Annotated in this window: 21 protein-coding genes; 14 read left to right on the top strand and 7 right to left on the bottom strand. The window is 63.0% G+C overall.

The window, feature by feature from the left end:
• The 11 genes from AC4FAH_RS06890 to ihfA form a co-directional block, all read left to right on the top strand.
• A partial coding sequence (locus AC4FAH_RS06890; RefSeq protein WP_490245803.1) for a glycosyltransferase family 4 protein occupies nt 1-1,122 on the top strand: 1,122 nt, incomplete at its 5' end.
• A 231-nt stretch (nt 1,123-1,353) separates the two neighbouring features.
• A complete protein-coding gene (locus AC4FAH_RS06885; RefSeq protein ID WP_490245802.1) occupies nt 1,354-1,866 on the top strand; it encodes a DUF2489 domain-containing protein in 513 nt (170 codons plus the stop codon).
• Nucleotides 1,867-1,886: 20 nt separating this feature from the next.
• Nucleotides 1,887-3,041, top strand: a complete 1,155-nt coding sequence (locus AC4FAH_RS06880) for an amidohydrolase (protein WP_225347013.1) — start codon at nt 1,887-1,889, stop codon at nt 3,039-3,041.
• Between the two features lie 277 nt (nt 3,042-3,318).
• The gene (locus tag AC4FAH_RS06875; protein ID WP_043335655.1) at nt 3,319-4,194 is read left to right on the top strand and encodes an OmpA family protein; all 876 of its coding nucleotides are present in this window, start codon (nt 3,319-3,321) and stop codon (nt 4,192-4,194) included.
• Between the two features lie 337 nt (nt 4,195-4,531).
• A complete protein-coding gene (thrS, locus tag AC4FAH_RS06870) occupies nt 4,532-6,430 on the top strand; it encodes a threonine--tRNA ligase (RefSeq protein WP_043335653.1) in 1,899 nt (632 codons plus the stop codon).
• 34 nt (nt 6,431-6,464) lie between these two features.
• Nucleotides 6,465-7,004, top strand: coding sequence for a translation initiation factor IF-3 (gene infC, locus AC4FAH_RS06865; RefSeq protein WP_082388253.1), 540 nt, complete (start codon nt 6,465-6,467; stop codon nt 7,002-7,004).
• Between the two features lie 100 nt (nt 7,005-7,104).
• Nucleotides 7,105-7,299: a 50S ribosomal protein L35 gene (rpmI, locus tag AC4FAH_RS06860; RefSeq protein WP_043335648.1), complete on the top strand. Its 195-nt coding sequence runs from the start codon at nt 7,105-7,107 to the stop codon at nt 7,297-7,299.
• Between the two features lie 45 nt (nt 7,300-7,344).
• Nucleotides 7,345-7,698, top strand: coding sequence for a 50S ribosomal protein L20 (gene rplT, locus AC4FAH_RS06855; RefSeq protein WP_043335644.1), 354 nt, complete (start codon nt 7,345-7,347; stop codon nt 7,696-7,698).
• A 358-nt stretch (nt 7,699-8,056) separates the two neighbouring features.
• A complete protein-coding gene (gene pheS / locus AC4FAH_RS06850) occupies nt 8,057-9,076 on the top strand; it encodes a phenylalanine--tRNA ligase subunit alpha (protein WP_043335643.1) in 1,020 nt (339 codons plus the stop codon).
• A gap of 56 nt (nt 9,077-9,132) precedes the next feature.
• Nucleotides 9,133-11,517 carry a phenylalanine--tRNA ligase subunit beta gene (pheT, locus tag AC4FAH_RS06845; protein ID WP_490245801.1) on the top strand — a complete coding sequence of 795 codons (2,385 nt, stop codon included), beginning with the start codon at nt 9,133-9,135 and terminating at the stop codon, nt 11,515-11,517.
• Between the two features lie 26 nt (nt 11,518-11,543).
• Nucleotides 11,544-11,900, top strand: a complete 357-nt coding sequence (ihfA, locus tag AC4FAH_RS06840) for an integration host factor subunit alpha (RefSeq protein ID WP_107336300.1) — start codon at nt 11,544-11,546, stop codon at nt 11,898-11,900.
• A gap of 124 nt (nt 11,901-12,024) precedes the next feature.
• Here ihfA and AC4FAH_RS06835 read toward each other — a convergent pair whose 3' ends face one another.
• Nucleotides 12,025-13,419 (bottom strand): TrkH family potassium uptake protein, encoded by a 1,395-nt coding sequence (locus AC4FAH_RS06835; protein ID WP_054555465.1) that lies wholly within the window; start codon nt 13,417-13,419, stop codon nt 12,025-12,027.
• Entirely contained in the window at nt 13,416-14,069 is a 654-nt protein-coding gene (locus AC4FAH_RS06830) for a potassium channel family protein (RefSeq protein ID WP_043335637.1), read from the bottom strand. The genes AC4FAH_RS06835 and AC4FAH_RS06830 overlap by 4 nt, the downstream gene beginning before the upstream one ends.
• A gap of 433 nt (nt 14,070-14,502) precedes the next feature.
• Here AC4FAH_RS06830 and AC4FAH_RS06825 point away from each other — a divergent pair, with 433 nt between their 5' ends.
• Nucleotides 14,503-15,966 (top strand): sodium-dependent transporter, encoded by a 1,464-nt coding sequence (locus tag AC4FAH_RS06825; protein WP_490245800.1) that lies wholly within the window; start codon nt 14,503-14,505, stop codon nt 15,964-15,966.
• A 143-nt stretch (nt 15,967-16,109) separates the two neighbouring features.
• On the opposite strand, the gene lapB is transcribed toward AC4FAH_RS06825, so the two are convergent.
• From lapB to AC4FAH_RS06810, 3 genes are all read right to left on the bottom strand, one after another.
• On the bottom strand, nt 16,110-17,288 hold the full coding sequence (gene lapB, locus AC4FAH_RS06820; RefSeq protein ID WP_043335632.1) for a lipopolysaccharide assembly protein LapB: 1,179 nt from the start codon (nt 17,286-17,288) through the stop codon (nt 16,110-16,112).
• Nucleotides 17,289-17,594: a lipopolysaccharide assembly protein LapA domain-containing protein gene (locus AC4FAH_RS06815; RefSeq protein ID WP_054555462.1), complete on the bottom strand. Its 306-nt coding sequence runs from the start codon at nt 17,592-17,594 to the stop codon at nt 17,289-17,291.
• Between the two features lie 254 nt (nt 17,595-17,848).
• The gene (locus tag AC4FAH_RS06810) at nt 17,849-18,145 is read right to left on the bottom strand and encodes an integration host factor subunit beta (RefSeq protein WP_043335630.1); all 297 of its coding nucleotides are present in this window, start codon (nt 18,143-18,145) and stop codon (nt 17,849-17,851) included.
• Between the two features lie 269 nt (nt 18,146-18,414).
• Here AC4FAH_RS06810 and AC4FAH_RS06805 point away from each other — a divergent pair, with 269 nt between their 5' ends.
• A complete protein-coding gene (locus AC4FAH_RS06805) occupies nt 18,415-18,690 on the top strand; it encodes an FAD assembly factor SdhE (protein ID WP_043335628.1) in 276 nt (91 codons plus the stop codon).
• Nucleotides 18,650-19,504, top strand: coding sequence for a hypothetical protein (locus tag AC4FAH_RS06800; RefSeq protein WP_474373172.1), 855 nt, complete (start codon nt 18,650-18,652; stop codon nt 19,502-19,504). Before AC4FAH_RS06805 ends, AC4FAH_RS06800 begins: the two co-directional genes overlap by 41 nt.
• Before the next feature lie 5 nt (nt 19,505-19,509).
• Here the strand turns inward: AC4FAH_RS06800 and nadB are convergent, their stop codons facing one another.
• Complete coding sequence (gene nadB / locus AC4FAH_RS06795; RefSeq protein ID WP_490245799.1) at nt 19,510-21,216, bottom strand: L-aspartate oxidase; 1,707 nt, start codon at nt 21,214-21,216, stop codon at nt 19,510-19,512.
• A partial coding sequence (locus tag AC4FAH_RS06790; RefSeq protein WP_490245798.1) for an FUSC family protein occupies nt 21,213-22,496 on the bottom strand: 1,284 nt, incomplete at its 5' end. The genes AC4FAH_RS06790 and nadB, both read right to left, overlap by 4 nt.

Here is a 22,496-nt window from a genome sequence, read left to right as displayed (position 1 = left end):
GCAGGCAAGCTGGCCGCGATCGCCATTCGTCAGGTCGAGAAGAACACCGGTGCCAGCCGCAATGCCTTCGAGCAGGCGGATGCGTTGCGCGCGCTGGGCTATCGCGTGGTGATTCTCGCCGAGCGCGGCAAGCCTGAGCTGGCTCGCTCCCACGGCGCGGAGCTGGTGCGCCTGTGGCGGTGGCCCTTCAAGGGGGCGTATCGACGTTTCTGGTTCAATCGCCGTGTTCAGGCCTGGGCCAGCCGTCATGCGCCCGACCTGCTGATCAGTCATGGTGACTGCGAAAGCCCGGATACCGTCTATCTGCACAATTGCGTGCACCTTGCCTCGCAGTGCATCCATGGCCGTGAGCTGCCTCGCGACCACGAAGTGGCGGCGATTCATGATCACGTGCTCAAGGGTGGCAAGTTCCGTCAGGTCGCGGTCAATTCGCGCATGATGGGCGAGGATCTGATGGCGCGCTACGGTATCGCGCCTGAGCGGATCGAGATCAGCTACCCGGGCTATGACCCGGTGCAATTCACGGTCGAGCGCGCGCGCGCAGGGCGCACCGCCCAGCGTGAGGCATTGGGCGTGGCTGAGGATGAGCTGCTGGTCGGTCTGGTGTCATCCGGCAACTTCACCAAGCGCAACGTGGCCGGATTCGTGGCGATGGCGGCACTGATGGAGCAGGCCTCACCGGGCCGCTATCGCTTCCTGGTGGTAGGCAAGGATGATGCCGCGCCTTACCAGCAGCAGGCCAGGGAGGCGGGCATCGCCGAGCGCATGATCTGGCGCTCGACCATTCCCGAGGTCGAGACGCTCTATGGTGCGCTGGACCTGTTCGTGATGCCGGCCCATATCGAGGAATTCGGGCGTGTCGCGCTGGAGGCGATGGCCTGTGGTGCGCCGGTGCTGCTCAATGCGCGGGTTGGCTCGGCTGAGCTGCTCGATGACCACCCTGAGCTGGTCATGGCGGCAGAGTCCACGCCACAGCAGTGGGCCGAGCGCTGCACCCATCTGCTAGAGAGCGATACTCAGGTGCTGAGCGCTGCGTTGGCCAGCCTGGCACGCAATTACTCGCATCAGGCGCAGAATCTCAAGCTCAAGGCCAGCTTCGAAGCCTTGATGGCGGGGCGGTGAAGGTCTGCGCTGACAGATTGACTGCTCGCGCGCCGGGCGAAGCATGAGTGCGACAGAGAAAAGCGTGCAAGAGTGAATGACACGACTGGCCCCGTATCCCTGATGCGGGGCCTTTTGTTGACGCAAGGCGCGGGCGAGGGCGGGCTACGTGGTCATCGGTCGCAGCGCCCCGCCTTGGGTGTCGCGTGTGCAGTCCCTATACTCATGGCTTGTTTACCGCAGGAGAAAGGCATGTCCCTGACTATCAGCATCATTCTGGCCGTCATCGCGATCATCATCATCGCGGGATTGGCGTTCTATGCCCTCAAGCTGCGCCGCGAGGTCAAGGTGCGTGAGGCGCGTCGCGAGCAAGAGCTCATCCAGGCGCGCGCCAACTGTCTGGAAAGCCTCGAAGCCATCGCACGCGCCATGCAGGCCGGGCAGGTCGACATGGTGGAAGGCGGTCTGCGCTGCAAGGTGTTGATCGAGATTCTCGATACCAGGCTGGCCGAAGATGACGTGCTCTCGGTCTTCGGTGTCCTGCATGGGCGGGTATCACACCTGCACACCCATTCGGCGCGCAAGGAGCTGTCGCCGCGTGAACGCCTTGCCGAAGACAAGGAGCGCATCGCCGTCGAGGAAGCGCTGACGGAGCCGCTGCAGCTGGCGGCGAGTTGCGTGCTGAGCAACATGGAGTTCTGGCATCAGCATTACCTGGGGCGCAAGCGTCCCGCTTCGCCAGCAGATCTGGGGCAGGCCGTCTGATGAGTCTTCACGAGGCAGGCATGAACACGACACTTTCCTTGCTGGGCACGCCGCTGGCCGAGCTGCGTCACGCGCTGCACCGCTCACCGGAACTCTCCGGACAGGAAGCCGCCACGGCGGCCTGCATCGCCGGCTGGATGCAGGAGGCCGGCGCCGAGGTGGTCAGCGGGCTGGGCGGGCATGGTCTGGCCGCCATCTTCCGCGGCGCCGAGCCAGGCCCGCGCGTCATGCTGCGCTGTGAGCTGGATGCGCTGCCCATCGATGAGGCGCCACGCGGCGACTGGTCCTCCTGTCACCCGCATGTCGGGCACCTGTGTGGCCATGACGGCCACATGAGCTGGATGCTGGGCGTGGCGCAGCGCCTGGCGGCGTCTCCGGTCGCCAGGGGCGAGGTGGTGTTGCTGTTCCAGCCCGCCGAGGAAACCGGCGAAGGCGCGCGCGCCGTCGTGCGCAGCAAGGCCTTTGCCGCGCTCAAGCCGGACTATCTCTACTCGTGTCACAACCTGCCGGGGCGCCCCCTCGGGGAAGTCAGCGTGCGCGACCATGCCTTCACCTGCGCCTCACGCGGCATGATCGTGCGGCTTTCCGGGCTCTGTGCACATGCGGCCCACCCGGAAAATGGTCGCAGCCCGGCGATGGCCATGTGTCGCATCATGCAAGGCCTGTCGCGTCTGCCGTTGCAATTTGCCGATGAGACCGGACTTGCGATGGTGACCCTGATTCATGCGCGCCTGGGCGAGGTCGCGTTCGGCACCTCACCGGGCGACGCCGAGGTGATGGTCACCCTGCGCACCGAGAGCGATGACATGATGAAGGCGCTGGCCGAAGCGGCGGTGTCACTGGCGCGCAGCGAGGCGGAAGAAGACCGTCTGGGCATCGATGTGGACTGGTGTGACACCTTCGATGCGACCTGGAATTCGCCTGAGGCGAACGACATGATTCGCCGCGTGGCGCGACAGCAAGGGCTTGATTGCGTGGAACTTCCTCAGGCACATCGCTGGTCCGAGGACTTTGGCGTGCTGGCACGTGACTGCCACGCCGCCATGTTCACATTTGGCGCAGGTGAGGAAATGCCGGGGCTTCACCACCCCGATTACGATTTTCCTGATACGCTGTTGGCGCCCGGCGTCGAGATTTTCGAGGGGCTGGTTCGCCAGCACCTTGGAAGAGAGTAAAACAGGGGTTTTACAGCGTCGCCATTATGATACAGTTAGTGTCAAAGTTTTTCGACGTTGCAAAAAACACTGTTTTCCTTCACCGTATGCCTGAGGATCGGTACCGTTTTCAAGGGAAACAGACCCGATCAGAGCTGGAAGGACGCACCTGCATGTGCTTTCTTCTTAAAGGAAGATTTGAATAAAATTCCTTTCATCGTAACGAGTTCGGCTCTTATACTGAGTCGATACGTAACACCCTCGTTACATATTGCGCTGTGTTAAGAAGGAGTCTTACATGAAAAGATCTACGACTGGCCTGGTTCTGGGTTCTGCATTGGTTGTTGGCCTGTCTGGCTGCGCAAGCTCTGCTTCCCAGTCTTCATCTGCTGAGAAGCCCTGGTACAGCCAGCCGTTCGTCTGCGGTCTGGCCGGTGGCCTGATCGGTGGCGGGATTGGTTACGGCGTCTCTGGCGACAGCGACGAAGACACCGGCGCTTCTCTGGGTGCTGTCGGCGGCGCGACCGCTGGCGCACTGCTGTGTGCTGACGATGCTCCGAAGTCCATGGACGACGATGGCGACGGCGTGCCGAACGACCGTGACGAATGCCCGGGGACTCCGGCAGGCGTCGCTGTTGATGCGAAAGGCTGCCCGCTGGACACCGACGGTGACGGCGTTGCTGACTACAAGGACCAGTGCCCGGGTACTCCGGCCGGCGTCACTGTTGACGCGAAAGGCTGCCCGCTCGATTCCGACGGTGACGGCGTGCCGGACTACCAGGACCAGTGCCCGAACACCCCGGCCGGCGCCAAGGTCAATGCCCTGGGCTGTGTCGCTGACCTCGTCCTGCGTGACGTGAACTTCGAGTTCGACTCCGCCAAGCTGACTGCCAACGCCGAGAAAGTGCTGAACGGTGTGGCGGCCAAGCTGGTCTCCAACGAGAACGTCCGCGTTCGCGTCGAAGGTCACACTGACTCCGTGGGTTCTGACTCCTACAACAAGCAGCTGTCCCAGAAGCGTGCTGACTCCGTGAAAGCCTACCTGGCTTCCGAAGGTGTTGGCGCCAACCGTATCCAGACTGTGGGTTACGGTGAAGAGCAGCCGGTCGCCAGCAACGATACCGCTGCAGGCCGTGCCGAAAACCGTCGTGTCGAGCTTGCTGAAGTCAAGTAAGCCGAACGCGGTAAGCTGAATCAGACGGGGCGCCTCAGGGCGCCCCGTCTGCGTTCGTGTCGTGCATGGTCTTCAGTGGCTCAAGCGTATCTTTACGACTTTTGAACGGGCTGCTAAGGTCTTGCCTCGTTCATGTTCCCGCGTTATGTGTCCACACCCTGACTGGTCGCTCGATCATCATGGGGCAGTGGGCGGCGCCCCAGGCATTGTAGGCCGGGGTCAGTAACGCGAGGGCGTGATCGTCATTGCCCCCATTTCGAGCCGACGCCCCGCGTTCGGCCAAATTCGCTTCACGTGACCCTTGGTAAGGGCCACCACTGAACGCAAGGAATTCTTCATGCCTATCGTTACTCTGCCTGACGGCAGCCAGCGTACCTTCGATACCCCGATTTCCGTGATGCAGCTGGCCGAGTCCATCGGTCCCGGTCTTGCCAAGGCCTGCGTGGCCGGCAAGATCAATGGCGTCGAGGTCGATGCCGCTGACATGATCACCGAAGACGCCAACGTCGCCATTCTCACGGCGCGTGATGCGGAAGGCCTGGACGTGATTCGTCACTCCTGCGCGCACCTGATCGGTCATGCCGTCAAGCAGCTCTACCCGGAGGCCAAGATGGCCATCGGCCCGGTCATCGATGACGGTTTCTATTACGACATCGACTTTGGCCGCTCGGTCACCCCGGAAGATCTCGAGACCATCGAGAAGCGCATGAAGCAGCTGATCGACAGCGAGTACGATGTGGTGCGTGAGTATGTCTCGCGTGACCAGGCCATGGCCGCTTTCGAGAAGCGCGATGAGCCGTACAAGCAGGAGATCATCGAGGGCATCGGCGAAGGCGACACCATCCGCCTTTACCACCACGAAGAATACACTGACATGTGCCGCGGTCCGCACGTGCCGAATACCCGTCACCTCAAGCACTTCCAGCTGCTCAAGCTGGCCGGTGCCTACTGGCGTGGTGATTCCACCAAGCCGATGCTGACCCGCATCTATGGCACCGCCTGGCCGGACAAGAAGCAGCTCAAGGCCTACCTCAAGCGTCTCGAGGAAGCCGAGAAGCGCGATCACCGCAAGCTGGCCAAGAAGCTGGACCTCTTCCATATGCAGGAAGAAGCGCCGGGCATGGTGTTCTGGCACCCGAATGGCTGGACCATGTATCAGGTGCTCGAGCAGTACATGCGTCGTATCCAGCGTGCCAATGGCTACCAGGAGATCAAGACGCCGCAGGTGGTCGATCTTTCGCTGTGGAAGAAGTCCGGGCACTGGGGACATTACAACGAGCTGATGTTCACCACCGAGTCCGAGAAGCGTGAGTACGCGGTCAAGCCGATGAACTGCCCGTGTCACGTCCAGGTCTTCAATCAGGGCCTGAAGAGCTACCGTGACCTGCCGCTGCGTCTGGCCGAGTTCGGCTCCTGCCACCGCAACGAGCCGTCCGGCTCTCTGCATGGTCTGATGCGCGTGCGTGGCTTCACCCAGGATGACGCCCACATCTTCTGTACCGAGAATCAGGTCGAGTCCGAGGCCGAGGACTTCATCCGTCTGACGCTGGAAGTCTACCGTCAGTTCGGCTTCGAAGACGTCGAACTGAAGCTCTCCACCCGTCCGGAATCCTTCATCGGTGAGCCGGAAGCGTGGGACAAGGCCGAAGCCGGCCTGCAGGCAGCACTGGATGCGACTGGCCTGCCGTGGGAGCTGCAGCCGGGTGAGGGTGCCTTCTATGGACCAAAGATTGAATTCTCTCTGCGAGATTGTCTGAATCGTGTCTGGCAGTGTGGTACTCTACAGCTCGACTTCAATCTGCCTGAGCGTCTCAGTGCCCAGTTTGTCGATGAAAGTGGAGAGCGTCGCATGCCGGTCATGTTGCACCGCGCGATTCTCGGCTCCTTCGAGCGCTTCCTCGGCATCCTGATCGAGCACCACGCAGGCGCGATGCCATTCTGGCTCGCCCCGGAGCAGGTTGTCGTAATGAATATCACGGATTCCCAGGCAGAATATGCCAAGGATCTGGTCTCTCGCCTCGAGAAACATGACATCCGTGTCAAAGCAGACTTGAGGAACGAGAAGATCGGCTTTAAAATCCGTGAGCATACTCTGCAGAAGGTTCCTTACCTCATCGTCGTTGGCGACAAGGAAGTGGAAGCTGATGCAGTAGCTGTCAGAACCCGTTCCGGTGAAGACCTCGGCACCATGAAAGTTTCAGAATTCATGGAACGCCTGAAGGAAGAACAGGTCTGACAGTAACGAATTTCAGCCAAACGGAGACGCAACGATCAAGCGGAATAATCAGCGCGGACGCCCCCAGGAAAAGCGGGCTCCCATCAATGACCGTATTCGTGCGGACGAAGTCCGCCTCATCGACGCAGATGGCGAGCAGGTTGGCGTAGTGTCAACCAAAGATGCGCTTGTCAAGGCCGAAGAGGCAGGGCTCGACCTCGTCCAGATTTCCAATGCCGACCCCATCGTCTGCAAGATCATGGATTACGGCAAGTTTCTTTTCGACGAGAAGAAACAGAAGAATCTGCAGAAGAAGAAGCAGAAACAGATCCAGGTCAAGGAAGTCAAATTCCGTCCTGGTACCGATGAAGGCGATTATCAGGTCAAGCTACGCAACCTGACTCGCTTCATCGAAGGCGGAGACAAGGGTAAGGTAACCTTGCGCTTCCGTGGTCGCGAAATGGCGCACCAGGACATCGGCCGCAAGCTGATGGAACGGATCGCCGGCGACCTCTCGGAGCTCGTGACCGTCGAGTCCTTCCCGAAAATGGAAGGCCGTCAGATGATCATGATTCTCGCGCCGAAAAAGAAGTGATCCATAGGCAGTAAAACGGACACATCAGGGTCACGCCTGCGGGCGTGGCTCTTTTTGTCGGCCCTGGATTTTCTCAAGAAACCGAGCGGAGTTAATACTCATGCCGAAGATCAAGACTAACCGCGGCGCTGCCAAGCGCTTCAAGAAGACTGCCAACGGCTTCAAGCACAAGCAGTCCTTCCGTAGCCACATCCTGACCAAGAAGTCGACCAAGCGTAAGCGTCAGCTGCGTGGCATGAAGCAGGTTCACGCTGCAGACAAGGCGCTGATCCAGCGCATGCTGCCGAACCTGTAAGCCGTCCTTACCTCGGTCCAACTTTCTTAATATCAGGAGTACGCTATGTCCCGCGTCAAGCGTGGCGTCGTCGCACGTCGCCGTCACAAGAAGATCATGAAGCAGGCCAAGGGTTACTACGGAGCGCGTTCACGCGTCTTCCGCGTAGCCAAGCAGGCTGTCATCAAGGCCGGCCAGTACGCTTACCGTGACCGTCGTGTCCGCAAGCGTCAGTTCCGTGCCCTGTGGATCGCGCGTATCAACGCTGCGGCCCGCATCAATGGCATGTCCTACAGCCGCTTCATCGCTGGCCTGAAGAAGGCCAATATCGAGATCGACCGCAAGGTCCTCGCCGATATCGCGGTTCACGAAAAAGCTGCCTTTGCTGCCATCGTCGAGAAGGCCAAGGCTGCTCAGTAAGTGACCGGATCAGATGTCGCCCAGTCCCGGCGAGCCGCTCAGGTGGCGAATCGGGCCGTGACTGTCGAATGCTTGCATTGGACAACTCAGGCGGTATCGAGATGACGTGTTACGTCACAGGGGAAGAGCAGCCGCTCTTCCCCTGTTTTTGTTTGGCCTGCCGTCAGAGAGCCGGCGGTGGGTCAGCAGCGACATGAACGGGATTGGCCGCGTTGTGGGCCGGTCTCTGGCAAGGGCGCGATCGTCTGTGTGACTCACCGCAGGCGGAGCGCTCTCCCTGCCGACCTTCGGGTCGGCGCGACTTCCATTGGTGGCGGACATTGCCGCGCCAGTGACTCAAGCGATCGGAGCTGAACGGATGGAACATCTTTCCACCCTGGTGGACGAAGCACGCACCGCGATCCAGGCGGCCGAAGACGTCCAGACCCTCGACGAGGTACGGGTACGTTTTCTCGGCAAGAAGGGCGAGATCACCGCACTGCTCAAGGGCCTCGGCAAGCTGTCCCCCGAAGAGCGTCCCAAGGCCGGTGAGACCATCAACGAAGCCAAGCAGCTGCTGAGTGGCGAGTTGGATGCACGTCGCAATACGCTGGAAACGGCGGCGCTCAATGCGCGTCTTGCCGCCGAGCGCGTCGATGTGACCCTGCCGGGCCGTGGTGAGCCGGTAGGCGGCCTGCACCCGGTCACCCGCACGCTTGAGCGTATCGAAAGCTTCTTCTCGCACATCGGTTACGGTGTCGCTGAAGGGCCGGAAATCGAAGATGACCATCACAACTTCGAAGCGCTGAACATCCCGTCGCATCACCCGGCGCGCGCGATGCATGACACCTTCTATTTCGATGCCACGCGTCTTCTGCGCACTCACACCTCACCGGTGCAGGTACGCAGCATGAAGGCCAGTGAGCCGCCGCTGCGCATCGTCTGCCCGGGCCGCGTCTATCGCTGCGACTCCGATCTGACCCATACCCCGATGTTCCATCAGGTCGAGGGTCTGCTGGTCGACGAGAATGTCAGCTTCGCCGACCTCAAGGGCACCGTCGAAGAGTTCCTGCATGCCTTCTTCGAGCGTGATGACCTGGAAGTGCGCTTCCGTCCGTCCTACTTCCCGTTCACCGAACCGTCCGCTGAAGTCGATATCCAGTGCGTGATGTGTGCCGGTGACGGCTGTCGTGTCTGCTCCCACACCGGCTGGCTCGAGGTGATGGGGTGCGGCATGGTGCATCCGGAAGTCTTCCGTCACTCCGGTATCGATAGCGAGCGCTTCCGCGGCTTCGCCTTCGGCATGGGCGTGGAGCGTCTGGCGATGCTGCGTTACGGCGTCAACGACCTGCGGTTGTTCTTCGAGAACGACCTGCGTTTCCTTCGCCAGTTCAGCTAGGCACTCATTCACGTATCGCGCCTTGAGGGCGTGAACTTACGGAACAGGACAGCAAGATGAAATTTTCCGAACAGTGGCTGCGTGAGTGGGTGTCGCCGGAACTGAACACCCAGCAGCTGGCCGATCAGGTCACCATGGCCGGTCTGGAAGTCGATGGTATCGAAGCGGTCGCCGGTGAGTTCACCGGTGTGGTCGTGGCCGAGGTCAAGGACAAGCAACCGCACCCGGAGGCCGATCGCCTCAATGTCTGCCAGGTGGATGATGGCAGTGGTGCACTGGTGCAGGTCGTCTGTGGCGCGCCGAATGTCGCCGCTGGCCAGAAGGTGCTCTTCGCTCAGGTCGGCGCCAAGCTGCCGGGCGACTTCAAGATTCGCAAGGCCAAGCTGCGCGGTGTCGAATCCCGCGGCATGATCTGTGGCGCCTCCGAGCTGGGTCTGGAAGCCGAAGCCTCCGACGGCATCATGGTGCTGGCCGCGGACGCGCCGGTGGGCCGTGATGCCCGTGACTTCCTGAATCTTGACGACAACGCCATCGAGGTCGATCTGACCCCGAACCGCGGCGACTGCCTGAGCGTCAAGGGTCTGGCGCGTGAAGTCGGCGTGCTCAACCGTCTCGCCGTCACGGCGCCGAGCATTGAGCCGGTCGCCGCCCAGATCGACGATACCTTCCCGGTCACCGTCAGCGCGCCAGAGGCGTGCCCGCGCTATCTGGGACGTGTCGTGCGTGACGTCAATGTCGCCGCGACCTCGCCGCTGTGGCTCGAGGAGCGTCTGCGTCGCAGTGGCATCCGCAGCATCGACCCCGTCGTCGACGTCACCAACTACGTGCTGCTCGAACTCGGCCAGCCGATGCACGCCTTCGATCTGGCACGCCTGAACGGTGGCATCGAGGTGCGCATGGCAGCCGCTGAAGAGCCGCTGACGCTGCTCGACGGTCAGGAAGTCGCGCTGCGTGACGACACCCTGGTCATCGCCGACGAGAAGGGCCCGCTGGCCATCGCCGGTGTGATGGGTGGCGAAGGCAGTGGCGTGAACGCCGAGACGCGCGACATCTTCTTCGAGTCGGCCTTCTTCGCGCCGTTGAGCGTCGCTGGCAAGGCGCGCAGCTACGGCCTGCACACCGACAGCTCGCATCGTTTCGAGCGTGGTGTGGACGCCCAGCTGCAGCGTGATGCCATCGAGCGCGCGACAGCCCTGCTGCTCGAGATCACCGGCGGCAAGCCGGGCCCGATCATCGAGGTCGCCAGCGACGCAGCGCTGCCCAAGGCCGCCGTCGTCAGCCTGAGCGGCGCCAGTGTCGAGCGCACGCTGGGCATGGCACTGCCGGATGACGAGATCGTCGAGATTCTCGAGCGTCTGGGCATGCAGGTCGCCGCGAATGGCGATAGCCAATGGCAGGTGACGGTGCCGAGCTGGCGTTTCGATGTCAGCATCGAGGCTGACCTGATCGAAGAGCTGGCGCGCATCCACGGCTACAACAATCTGCCGGTCAGCCGTCCGAACGCGCGTCTGGCACCGGCCGTGGCCAATGAGACCACCCAGCCGCTGACCACCCTGCGTCGTCAGCTGGTGGCGCGGGGCTATCAGGAAGCGATCAGCTACAGCTTCGTCGCCCCTGAGCTGCAGAAGACGCTGGACCCGCAAGGGGTGGCGCCGGCACTGGCCAACCCGATTTCCAGCGACATGGCGGTGATGCGCAGCTCACTGCTGCCGGGGCTGGTCAAGGCGCTGAGCCACAACCTCAATCGTCAGCAGTCGCGCGTGCGCCTGTTCGAGACCGGGCTTGTGTTCCGTGGCGAGCTGGACTCCCTCGAGCAGACGCCGATGATCGGCGGCCTGATCACCGGTGCACGTCTGCCGGAAGGCTGGAATGGCGGTCGTGACAAGGTCGACTTCTTCGATCTCAAGGGCGATGTCGAGGCACTGCTGGCACTGGGCGGCAATCTGGATGCCTGGCGCTTCGAAGCCGCCGAGCATCCGGCACTGCACCCGGGCCAGTGCGCTCAGCTGTTCTTCAATGGCGAGCCGGCGGGCTGGATGGGTGCCCTGCACCCGGCGGCGCGCGCCGAGCTTGGCCTGAAGGTCGAGGTGTTCGTGTTCGAGATCACGCTGGCCTCTGCCTGCGCAGGCCGTCTGCCGCGCTTCGCGCCGCTCTCCAAGTATCCGGAAGTGCGTCGTGACCTGGCCTTCGTGGTCGAAGAGGGCGTTCACGTGCAGTCGCTGCTCGACGCCATCCGCTCGCAAGCCGGTGAATGGCTGACGGACCTGCGCCTGTTTGACGTCTATCAGGGGCAGGGGGTAGCCGATGGTCACAAGTCGCTCGCCCTGGGCTTGACCTGGCAGCATCCTTCGCGCACGCTGAATGATGAGGAAATCAATCAGTTAGTCGATGCGATCGTCACCGATGGCCACACACGTTTCGGGGCGGCGCTGAGAGCATGAGTCGCCACTTGAACGAGGGAGCGGACATGGGAGCGTTGACCAAGGCGGAACTTGCCGAGCATCTGCACGCAGAACTCGGCATGTCCAAGCGCGAAGCCAAGTCGATGGTAGAGGTATTCTTCGACGAGATTCGCGGTTGCCTGCGGGAAAATGAACAGGTGAAGCTGTCCGGTTTCGGCAACTTCGATCTACGTGACAAGCGCGAACGTCCGGGGCGCAATCCCAAGACAGGCGAGGAGATTCCGATCTCCGCGCGTCGCGTGGTGACATTCCGCCCAGGTCAGAAGCTCAAGGCCCGAGTGGATGAGTACGACGGCGAGACGCACGCACATCAGCGTCTTGAAGAGCATGATGACCACGATGATCATGATGATGATCACTGAGGTCATTGCCTGACCTCACCCGCCGCTCCCTGAGCGGGTGACCATGCTCACGAAAGCCCCGACGCCCTGCGTCGGGGCTTTCGTCGTTCTGAGGCATCATTTCTTGTGTTATCGCTGTGCGCCATCAGCCGATCGAAAGCTCGGTACGCGCATAGCTGATGCCGGGGCGGCTGCGGGTCGCCAGCAGGTAGCCGAGGGCGAGTGGTCCGGTGCGGCCCAGCAGCATGGTCGCGATGATCAGCAATTGCCCGCCGGGCGAGAGCTCGGGCGTCAGGCCGTGGCTCAGGCCGACGGTGCCGAAGGCCGAGACGGTCTCGAAGGCCAGCGACAGAAAGGCGTGGTCCGGGTCGGTGATGGTCAGGCCGAACAGCATGCTGAAGATCAGCAGCATCGCCGCCAGTGCCACGGCGATCGACTTGAAGACGGTGTCATCGCCGATGCGGCGGCCATGCAGGGTGGGGGAGGGCTCGCTGCGCAGAAAGGCGCGCGTGGTCAGCAGCAGCACCACGAAGGTGGTCAATTTGATGCCGCTGGCCGTCGAACCGCTGCCGCCGCCGATGAACATCAGCGCCATGGTCCACAGGGTCGAGGCTTGTGTCATCTCGGCGGAATCGATGACGCTGAACCCGGCGGTGCGCGGTGTGATGGCCATGAAGGCAGCGGCGAGCAGGCGTTCGCCATGACTGGCCATGGCGCCCAGCGTGCCGGGGTTGCGCCATTCAAGCGCCAGTATCACCACCAGGCTCAGTAGATTGAGCGCCACGGTGGCCTCGATCACCAGGCGTGTCTGCACCGAGAAGCGTGACGGCTGCAGCAATACGCGCCAGCCATGTTGGCGACGCCGCTCGCGCAGCTCGCCGATGACGGCAAAGCCGATGCCGCCGGTCATGAACAGGATGCCGATCACGCCGCTGGTCAGGGGATTGGCCGCCTCGCGCATCAGGCTGTCCGGCCACAGGGTGAAGCCGGCATTGTTGAAGGCCGAGACCGAGTGGAAGAGGCTCAGCCAGAGCCCCTCCTGCCAGCCGTACTCGGGCACCCAGTCCAACGCCAGCAAGGAGGCGCCTGCCAGCTCGAGCGTCAGCGCAAAGGCGGTGATGATCTTGAGCAGGCGGCCTATCTCGCGTGAGCTGCTGCGATTGAGCGCCTCGCGCAGCAGGCTGGTCTGATGCATCGGCAGGCGCTGGCCCAGCATCACCAGCGACAGGGCGGCGATGGTCATGAAGCCGAGTCCGCCGAGCTGGATCAGTATCAGCACGACGGTCTGGCCCGCGAGGGTGAAGTCGCTGAGCGGAGTGACGGAGAGGCCGGTGACCGTGACGGCAGAGGTCGCGGTGAACAGCGCCGACAGCCAGCTCAAGCCCTGCTGATGCATGCCGGGCAGTTTCAGCAGGCAGGCGCCCAGCATGCCGAGGCCCAGAAAGCCGCTCAGCAGAATCTCCGGCGGCGACAGATGGATGATGGGCCCGCGTGGGCTGCGGGTCAGGGGGCGGAGATAGCGCCGGTAGCGCTGCCTCATAGATGCGCTCCCAGCTTGCGCAGCGCGCTCAGCTCGCCGATCAGGACCAGATGGTCACCGGCGGCCAGTCGCGTGCTGCCGGAGGGTTGGCGATCGAGTGTCTTGCCCTTGCGCAGCGCGATCACGCTGATGTCGTCATCGATGGGCAGCTGATCGAGCTGCTGGCAGTCATCGCCCAGTCGTGCACTGACCTCCAGCTCGACCACGAACTGGTGATCGCCGAGATGGATGAAGTCGACCATGGCATGGTAGGCGAGGCTTTCCGCCACACGCACGCCCAGGTCGTACTCCGGATGCACGATGTGATCGACACCCAGACGACTGAGCAGCTTGTGGTGTGCATCCGAGGTGGCCTTGACCCACAGCTCCCTGGCGCCGAGCTCCTTGGCCAGCAGCGCGCAGATCAGGCTCTGTTCCATCGAGTCGGCCAGATCGATCAAGACGGCGTCGTACTGCTCAAGCCCCAGCTCCTGCAGGGCATGTTCATCGGTGGGGTCCGCGATCACGGCTTGATTGAGCAGGTCTGCCACGGCATTGAGGCGCTTCTCATCGGCGTCCACGCCGAGCACTTCATGGTCATGGCGCCTGAGTTCCCGCGCGACGGTGCTGCCGAAATAGCCCAGTCCGATAACCGCGAATTGACGATGCATGACGACTCCTTGTCTGCGCTGCTGGGTGAGGCCAGACGCTCTTTGTCCCGACGCTCTCTGGTCAGGCACTCCCAGGCCCAGCACTCTCTAGCCAGAGCGTTCTGGTCGGCGTCTCTTGCATGAGCCTACTCCAGTGATGCGGTGATGTCGGGTCCTTTTGCGGCGCGGTGCGTCTCAGGGGAGGTTGCTTGTCAGGCCAGGGAGGCAGGAATCGTTTCAAATGTTACCAATTTGAAACATCCAATGTAGAGTGATTGCCGTCGTGTGGTGATGGCGTTTTCGCAGAGGAATTCTGAGGGAATCGTGGTGATTTTCGATGGGAATCGCGGACGAACCTGCTTCATATCAGTAAAATGGTCTGTGTGAGCACCCAAGACGGCCAGGCGTTGCGTCGATCACCACTGGCTCACAACAATAACTCGTAAGGTATTCCATGACGGCAAGACAGCAACCCAAGAATCTCTGGATCAGTCGCTGGGGCTTCATCCTTGCAGCTACCGGTTCCGCGGTAGGGCTGGGCAATATCTGGAAGTTTCCCTATATCACCGGTGAGTACGGCGGGGGCGCCTTCGTGCTGGTGTATCTGGCCTGCATTCTCGCCGTGGGCGTGCCCGTGATGATGGCGGAGATCGCCTTCGGGCGGCGCGGGCGCGGCAGCCCCATCGAGGCGATTGCCAATCTGGCGCGTGAAGCGGGGGCCAGTCCGTTGTGGAAGGTCTTCGGCTGGATCGCGATGCTGGCCGGCTTCATGATCCTGTCGTTCTATGTCGTGGTGGCGGGGTGGTCGTTCAGTTACCTGTGGAAGATGGCCAGTGGCGCGCTGTCCGGACACAGCGTCGCGGAGCTGGGCGCCATCTTCGAGGCCGGCAACGCCAACCCCTGGGCGCTGGGTGGCTGGGCCACGCTGGTGACGGTGGTGACGATGCTGATCGTCGGGCGCGGGGTGCAGGAAGGCGTCGAGAAGAGCGTGCGCTGGATGATGCCGGGCATGGTGATCATGCTGCTGATCATGATCGGCTATGCCCTGACCTCGGGCAACTTCTCGGCAGGCTTCCACTTCCTGTTCGATTTCGATGTCACGCGCTTGAGCAGCGAGGGGGTGCTGGCCGCGCTGGGGCATGCCTTCTTTACCCTGTCGCTGGCCTCCGGTGCCATCCTCACCTACGGCTCCTACCTGCCGTCGGGCACTTCCATCGCCCGCACCACCTTCACGGTGGCGATCGCCGATACCCTGGTGGCGCTGATGGCGGGACTGGCGATCTTCCCGATTATCTTCGCCAATGGCATGGACCCGTCCTCCGGGCCGGGGCTGATCTTCATGAGTCTGCCGGTGGCCTTCAACCAGATGCCCTTCGGGCAGCTGTTCGGGGTGCTGTTCTTCGCCATGCTCTCGATCGCCGCCCTGACCTCCGCCATCTCGATGATCGAGGCGACCGTCGCCTGGATGAGCGAGAACCGCAATATGAGCCGCACCAAGGCCTCGTGGCTGGCTGGCAGCGTGCTGTGGCTGGTGGCGATGTTCGCGATGCTGTCGTTCAATCTCGGCGCGGACTGGACGCTGGCCGGCAAGCACTTCTTCGACTGGCTCGATTACCTGACCTCGCGCTGGATGATGCCGATCGGTGGCATCGCCATGGCGCTGCTGGCCGGGTTCGTCTTCAAGAGCAGCATGCTGCGCGATGAGCTGAATCTGAGCGAAGCCGGCTATCGTCTGTGGCTGTTCATGATTCGCTATGTCAGCCCGGTCTGCATCCTGGCGATCTTCGTCGATGCCCTGGGCGTCGCAGAGCTGTCATTCGACGACTGGCCGTATTTCGTGGCCGTCATCCTGGCAGCCTGTCTCGTGGGCGAGCTGCTCTCGCCGCGCCTGCGCGAGCGTGCCGCCGAGCAGGGCTGATATGATCGCTAGCGTCAGTTCGATAGCGCCAGCCCGGAAGACATGAAAGTGGCATGAAAAAGCCCCCTGCAGCGTGCTGCAGGGGGCTTTTCGTTCTGGTGTCTGTGGTCTGTCTGCTGGTATCTGTGTGCCAGCTGGCGCCGTTACTCGCCTTCCAGGCCGGTGATCGGCTTGACCGTGCCCCAGTGACGACACTTCGGACATTGCCAGAGCAGCATCGAGGCTTCGAAGCCGCAGCGATGACAGCGATGGCGAGGACGCGCCTGGATCAGTTGCTGGGTATGACGCTTGAGCAGATTGAAACGCTCGGTCTCGCGCTCATCGGCATCCAGCAGGTAGAGATCGAGCAGGTAGTCGACGCCGCGCAGGCTGGGGTGACGATGCAGCTGCTCGCTGGCGAAGCTGGCGGCGGCCTCGACACCCTCGCGGCGCTCGATCAGTTGCGCAAGGCTGATTACCGTCGTGGTGTAGGGCGCGCGCTCGACTTCCTGATGCAGCAGGCGTACCAGGCCGCTCTCGTCATCCAGCATGCGAAAGGCGTTGCCCAGTGGCTCGAGGATGATGGGGGTGAAGCCGGTGTCCTGACGCGGAATGCGCTGCAGCAGGCGGATGCACTGCTTGTAGTTGGCATGATCGAATTCGATCTCGGCCAGCATCCAGTTGGCGCGTACGCATTTCTCGTCGGTGGAGAGCGCCTGCTTGAGGCGCTTGCGGGCCATCGCCTGACTGCCTTCGGCGATATCCAGCGCGGCCAGTTCGCAGTGCCAGTGGGCCGCTGCGCGGCGGATGCCGCCTTCCTGGCGCAGAATGGCGTGGGCGACTTCGAGCGCGGCCTCCCATTCGCGTTCCCGCTCGAGGAGGTCGATCAACAGGCGGCGGCCGGCACGCCGATGGCTGTCGTGCTGCGCTTGCTTGAGGAGGGTTTCCAGCAGCTTCTCGGCGCGGTCATAGACACCGCTGCGCATGAAGTCGCGGGCCAGTTCCAGCTGGACACGCTCGCCCTGTTCGCTATCCAGGGCAGGGCGGGCCAGCAGGTTCTGGTGAATCTTGACGGCACGATCGACTTCGCCGCGACTGCGATAGAGATTGCCCAGCGCGATGTGGGTATCGACGGTGTCGCTGTTGACTTCCAGGGCCTGAACGAAGGTTTCGATGGCACGATCAGGCTGCTCGTTGAGCAGATGATTGAGGCCGACGAAGTAGTCGCGGGACAGGGTGGCAGGAGCCGGTGCTTGTTCATCGGGGCGACGATCACGCCGCCCCAGCCAGAATCCGATGGCGATGGCCGCCATCAGCAATCCCAGCAATATCAGATCAGGCATTTATGCCACTTCCTTGATCTCCTGGATGCGCAGTTGGTCCAGTTCCTTGCGTTGCTGCTGGTTGCGACGCTGGGCACGGGTCAACAGCGTGCGCAGGCGCAGGTACATGCCCGTCATCGCGACCATGCCAAGCACGACGCCGACGGCCAGCGAGAACAGCAGCCACATGGAAAGGGACGCAGCAGGCAGCTCTACCCAGATGAGGTCGAGGGGCACGGCTTGCTGGTTGTGAACGGCAAAGAGAATACCGACCAGCAGGACGATCAGCAGGATCACGGCCAGAACGAGACCTTTTAGCCAACGCATAACGGTTTCCTTGTCATGAAATGCAGTCGTGAATCATCTGGGAGCGAGTGTATCACTGCCCATCGCGCGAGTCTTGGCGGCGACGCCGTGAGGTGGGTGGCTGTCGTCTCTGGCATGACGGCTTGAGCAGATGTCGGCCGGCGCTGAGCCAGCCGGCCCCGTCACGCCGGGTCTTCCTCTGCGGGCAGCGCTGTCAGTCAGTCGCGCCGTCAGTTGTGTTGTCGTCTTTAGCACTGTCATCAGTCGCGCTGTCGTCAATACCCCAGGGCGCGACTGGCATCGACCTGCTCGCGCAGCTCCTTGCCGGGCTTGAAGTGGGGGACGAACTTGCCATCCAGGTCCACCGGCTCACCGGTCTTGGGGTTGCGCCCCAGTCGTGGCTCACGATAGTGCAGCGAGAAGCTGCCGAAACCGCGAATCTCGACGCGACCGCCGTGGGCCAGGGCGTCTGTCACATCATCGAGGATGATGCGAACCGCGGCCTCTACATCCTTGAGCGACAACTCAGGCTGTCGCATGGCTATCTGTTCGATCAGCTCGGACTTGGTCATCGGATCTCTCCATGCCTGCACCTTTCTCGCGAAAGGCGTTCGTGATGCGGCAGCCGGGCGACCTCTTGTCACCGGACAGGCACACGCATCCTTGTGATTGTTATCTCCTCAGCATAATGGGCAAATCCTGAGAAAACAACGCACTAGGGACATCATTGCCGATCACGGCACGGATTGCCAATTCCTGCCCGAGCAACGGGTCAACGGATGCCGCTGACGCCCCCCTCGGGTATACTGCGCGCATTGATGTGACGACTGAGGTTCAGGCAATGGAAGATGTGATTCGCAAGCGGCTTCATTGGCATTCGCGTCGCGGCATGTGGGAGCTCGATCTGCTGCTGCTGCCGTTTCTGGAGCAGCGTTTCGACGCCTTGAGCGAAGACGACAAGGCGCTCTATGTGCAGCTGCTGGCCGAAGAGGACCAGGACCTCTTCGTGTGGCTGATGAAGCGCGACCCGTGCGGCAATGCCGAGTACCAGCGCCTGATCAACATGGTGATCGCCAATGCCGAGAATGGCGAGCGCGATCAGTTCAAGGGCCTCTAGACAGGCGTTCGCGACCCACGCCAGCCTGCGCGTCGGGCTGTTGGCGGCGAGTCTCGCCTTGTGGGTCTGGCTTGCCGAGCTGGCGACTGGCCAGTTCGTTGTCAGTACCTGGTGGACCTGTCAGTGGCAATATCTACGCAATGCCCTGCCTTTCGAGGCGGGGCATTGTGCGTTTGAGGGGCTTGCTCAGCTGCCGGATGGCGTCATGGCGCTGCTGAGCGTGATGGGGCTGGGCTGGCTGCTGCAGGCCGTAGAGCTGGTGTCGTGGTGGCGCCAGGCTCGGCGGCGCCTCAAGGACCCCGAGGCGCGAGTCTGGCTGGCCCTGGGGGGCAGCCTCTGCGCCGATGCGGCGCTTGCCCGTGGTGGCCAGGCGCCAGTGCCGGTGAGCCAGACTGAAGTCGAGATCGAAGCCAGCGACACCCCGCCTGCGTCAGATGCGCGCCATCGTCACCCGGAGATGCAGCTCTGCTGGTGGTGGGCCGATGATGCCTCACGCAGCTGGCAGCCCGTCAACGTGCGCTGTCTGTGGTGCTCACCACGCCTGATCGGGCTTGAGATCTCGCCGCAGGGTCTCGGGCCACAGAGGGCGGGGTCACAGGGGTTGGGGCTACAGGGCTTGAGAGCGCAGGGCGCGGGCCAGCAGCACCTGAAAACCCAGCGGGTATGGCTGTGGCCGGATAGCGCCTCCAGCGAAGACCTTCACCAGCTGCGCCTGTGGTTGCTGTGGCCGCCCTTGCCGCATGGCTTGCCGCGTCAGCCGCCGCCATTGGAGACCCTGCGGCGCGTCGCTGCCCAGGGAGACTACCCACGCTGAACCGCTCAGGTCGCGGCAGCGAAGGCCGAGAGGCGAATGACGCTATCGCGGGCACGCGGCGCCGGCATCGGGAAGTCGCGGATGAAGTGCAGGCCGCGTGACTCATGACGTTGATGGGCGCTGAGCAGCAGCAGTGGTGCCAGCGTCAGAGCCTGATAGAGCTCAAGATGATCGAGCCCTGCACGCGGCGCTGAAGCTTGCCTGTGCTGCTCGGCCTCCGCCGTTTGCCCCGCCTCCAGCGAGACCCACTGCGCTATCTGCTGCAACGCCTCCCTCAGGCCGTGCTGGCTGCGCTCTATCCCCGCCTGCAGACTCATCAGCTGGCGCAAGCTTTGCAGGCGCGTGCGCGCCTCGTCGGCGCTCAGACGCATCACGCAGCGCCAGACCTGACCATTGTCGGAAAGCTGTGTGAGCAGGGCAGCGTGTTGCGGCATCAGCGAGTCGAGCGTGCTCATCAGGCGTGGCTCCTCGGCGCGACGCGGCTGCCCAAGTGCTTCACCACAGGCGCGCGCCTGCACCAGGCACTCGAGCAGCGAGTTGCTGGCCATGCGATTGGCGCCGTGCAGGCCCGTGCAGGCGACTTCGCCGATGGCCCACAGGCCCGGCAGGTCGCTAGCGCCATCCAGTCCGGTGGCGATGCCGCCGCAGCTGTAGTGGGCGGCAGGGACGACGGGAATCGGTGCATGACGAATATCGATCCCGCGTGCCAGGCAGTGCTCGGCGATGGTCGGGAAGTGGTGCTCGATCGCCTCGGCCCCCAGCGCGCTGATATCCAGACAGACATGCTCGAGGCCGTGCGTGCGCATCTCGGCGAGGATGGCGCGTGCCACGACATCACGCGGCGCCAGCTCCAGGCGCGGATCATGATCGGCCATGAAGCGATGCCCATCCGGGCGCAGCAGCAGACCCCCTTCACCCCGCACCGCCTCAGAGATCAGGAAGGGTGTGCCATCGGGGTCATACAGGCAGGTGGGATGAAACTGCTGGAACTCCAGGTTCATCAGGCTGGCGCCGGCGCGGGTCGCCATCGCCATGCCATCACCGACGCTGGCGCTCGGGCTGGTGGCGTGAGCGAACAGGCCGCTGGCGCCGCCGGTGGCCAGCACCAGGTCATTGGCTGCCAGCCATTGGCGCTGGCCCGTTCCGTCCATCACCCACAGGCCACTGGCGCGACCCGCGTTGACCGCGATGTCGACGGCCAACAGGTCTTCGAGAATCTCGATGTTCGGGTGGGCTTCTACGTGGGCGCTGAGCGTATCGAGCAGCGCCCGCCCGGTGGCGTCGGCGGCGTGGATGATGCGGCGGCGACCATGCCCGCCTTCACGGGTGAGGTGGAAGGGGTAGCTGGCGTCGGCGTCGGCCGGAGTGAAGGGCACGCCAAGCGCGATCAGCCATTCGATGGCCTCCCGCGAGTGGCCGACGGTGAAGCGCACCGCGCGCTCGTTGCACAGGCCATCGCCGGCAATCAGGGTGTCGGCGACATGGGATTCCACATCGTCCTCGGGCGCCAGCACCGCCGCGATACCGCCCTGCGCCCAGCGGCTGGCGCCCTGTGCCTCACGCGCCGGACGCAACAGCGTGACGTGGCGGGTGCGCGGGCCGGCTGGCAGGCGATTGGCGAGGCTGAGTGCCAGGGTCAAACCTGCCGCGCCGCCACCGACGATCAGCACGTCATGCTGGCTTGCGGGAGTCACTCCGGATACTGAGTTCATGTGTCTTTCCTGGCAGTCTCATTGCCGGCCGAGTCCGGCTGGTGCCTGTCGTGGCGGTCTGGCTCATCGCTGCTGTTGTCACTGATGCTGTCATCACTCGCCGGCGCTTCGCTGACCGAAGAGTGATGCTCGCCAGCGCTGTTCTCGCGCCTGGTGGGGGCTGCCGTATCGCCCGGTGTCGGGTCTTCGGGCAGGAAGAGGCGGCGTGCATCACTGATCAGGCCATGGCCCGGCAGACGGCGTTGCAGGCGCTGGCTCGGCAGACGCTCCAGCAAGGCCAGGCGCTCGCCCAGGGCTTCGGTCAGGCGTGCCAGTTCGCGGTTGAGCCACAGGTAGCCTGCCGGGCTGAACAGCGCGCGGCCGTTGCGGCTCTCGACATTGCGGACATCGGCATAGCGTTGCAGGTCGAAGGGCGTCACCGTCAGTTCGATGCTCTGGCCGGTGCGCACCTGAAAGGCCAGGGTGCCAAGCGCGCGGGCCAGACGATGCTGGGCATCGCGCAGACCATCCAGCCCCTCGATGAATTCATGCCCCTCGCGGGTGTTCCAGTGGGTTTCCTGCAGCAGCTCGATGGTCGAGATCATGCGGCGCTCGAAGGACAGGATTTCCTCGATGTCGGCACGATTGATACGGCCTTCCTGAGCGACGGCATCGACCAGCCCGCGCTGCTTGACCAGCTGTGCCGAGGTGGCACGCACCAGCGCGAGACCTTCATTGACGCCCTCACGCTCGGCCTTGGTATGGCCGTGGTAGAGGCGTGCCAGCTTGTCGAGGTTGTCGGCCAGCAGGAAGCGGAAGACATCCGTCGCCTTCTGGGGCAGCAGCACCATGCTGACCACGATGCTGATCAGGGTGCCCAGCACCACATTGAAGACGCGCCACAGCCCGATGCCGAGATCATGATTGCCATCACCGATCACCATCAGCAGCGTGACGCAGAACAGCAGCGAGCTGTAGCCATAGCGATTGCTGAAGGTGGCATTCAGTGCCAGGGCGATGCCGACGATGCTCCAGAAGGGCACCACGCCGGGCAGCGGCTCGGCGACCAGAATCAAAATCAGGCCCCACAGGCCACCAAGCAGGGTGCCGACCAGACGTTGCCAGCCCTTGTCGATGACACCGCCAACGTGGGGCAGGTTGCCCATGACCATCACGGTGCTGACCAATGCCCAGGAACTGTGCGGCAGACTGAACAGCTCGATGATGGAAAAGCACAGCGTCAGGGCGACGGTCACGCGCAGGATATGCAGGCGCTGGCGGTGCAGGTAGGTGAAGTAAGG

Source organism: Cobetia sp., assembly GCF_983723665.1.
The sequence above is the reverse complement of the archived record's forward strand: the minus strand, read 5'-3'. Positions and strand labels throughout refer to the sequence as shown.

Coding starts and splice junctions, on each gene's coding strand:
- AC4FAH_RS06885 (WP_490245802.1), top strand. CDS start 1,354: ATGTCCCTGACTATCAGCATCATTCTGGCCGTCATCGCGATCATCATC.
- AC4FAH_RS06880 (WP_225347013.1), top strand. CDS start 1,887: ATGAACACGACACTTTCCTTGCTGGGCACGCCGCTGGCCGAGCTGCGT.
- AC4FAH_RS06875 (WP_043335655.1), top strand. CDS start 3,319: ATGAAAAGATCTACGACTGGCCTGGTTCTGGGTTCTGCATTGGTTGTT.
- thrS (WP_043335653.1), top strand. CDS start 4,532: ATGCCTATCGTTACTCTGCCTGACGGCAGCCAGCGTACCTTCGATACC.
- rpmI (WP_043335648.1), top strand. CDS start 7,105: ATGCCGAAGATCAAGACTAACCGCGGCGCTGCCAAGCGCTTCAAGAAG.
- rplT (WP_043335644.1), top strand. CDS start 7,345: ATGTCCCGCGTCAAGCGTGGCGTCGTCGCACGTCGCCGTCACAAGAAG.
- pheS (WP_043335643.1), top strand. CDS start 8,057: ATGGAACATCTTTCCACCCTGGTGGACGAAGCACGCACCGCGATCCAG.
- pheT (WP_490245801.1), top strand. CDS start 9,133: ATGAAATTTTCCGAACAGTGGCTGCGTGAGTGGGTGTCGCCGGAACTG.
- ihfA (WP_107336300.1), top strand. CDS start 11,544: ATGGGAGCGTTGACCAAGGCGGAACTTGCCGAGCATCTGCACGCAGAA.
- AC4FAH_RS06835 (WP_054555465.1), bottom strand. CDS start 13,419: ATGAGGCAGCGCTACCGGCGCTATCTCCGCCCCCTGACCCGCAGCCCA.
- AC4FAH_RS06830 (WP_043335637.1), bottom strand. CDS start 14,069: ATGCATCGTCAATTCGCGGTTATCGGACTGGGCTATTTCGGCAGCACC.
- AC4FAH_RS06825 (WP_490245800.1), top strand. CDS start 14,503: ATGACGGCAAGACAGCAACCCAAGAATCTCTGGATCAGTCGCTGGGGC.
- lapB (WP_043335632.1), bottom strand. CDS start 17,288: ATGCCTGATCTGATATTGCTGGGATTGCTGATGGCGGCCATCGCCATC.
- AC4FAH_RS06815 (WP_054555462.1), bottom strand. CDS start 17,594: ATGCGTTGGCTAAAAGGTCTCGTTCTGGCCGTGATCCTGCTGATCGTC.
- AC4FAH_RS06810 (WP_043335630.1), bottom strand. CDS start 18,145: ATGACCAAGTCCGAGCTGATCGAACAGATAGCCATGCGACAGCCTGAG.
- AC4FAH_RS06805 (WP_043335628.1), top strand. CDS start 18,415: ATGGAAGATGTGATTCGCAAGCGGCTTCATTGGCATTCGCGTCGCGGC.
- AC4FAH_RS06800 (WP_474373172.1), top strand. CDS start 18,650: ATGCCGAGAATGGCGAGCGCGATCAGTTCAAGGGCCTCTAGACAGGCG.
- nadB (WP_490245799.1), bottom strand. CDS start 21,216: ATGAACTCAGTATCCGGAGTGACTCCCGCAAGCCAGCATGACGTGCTG.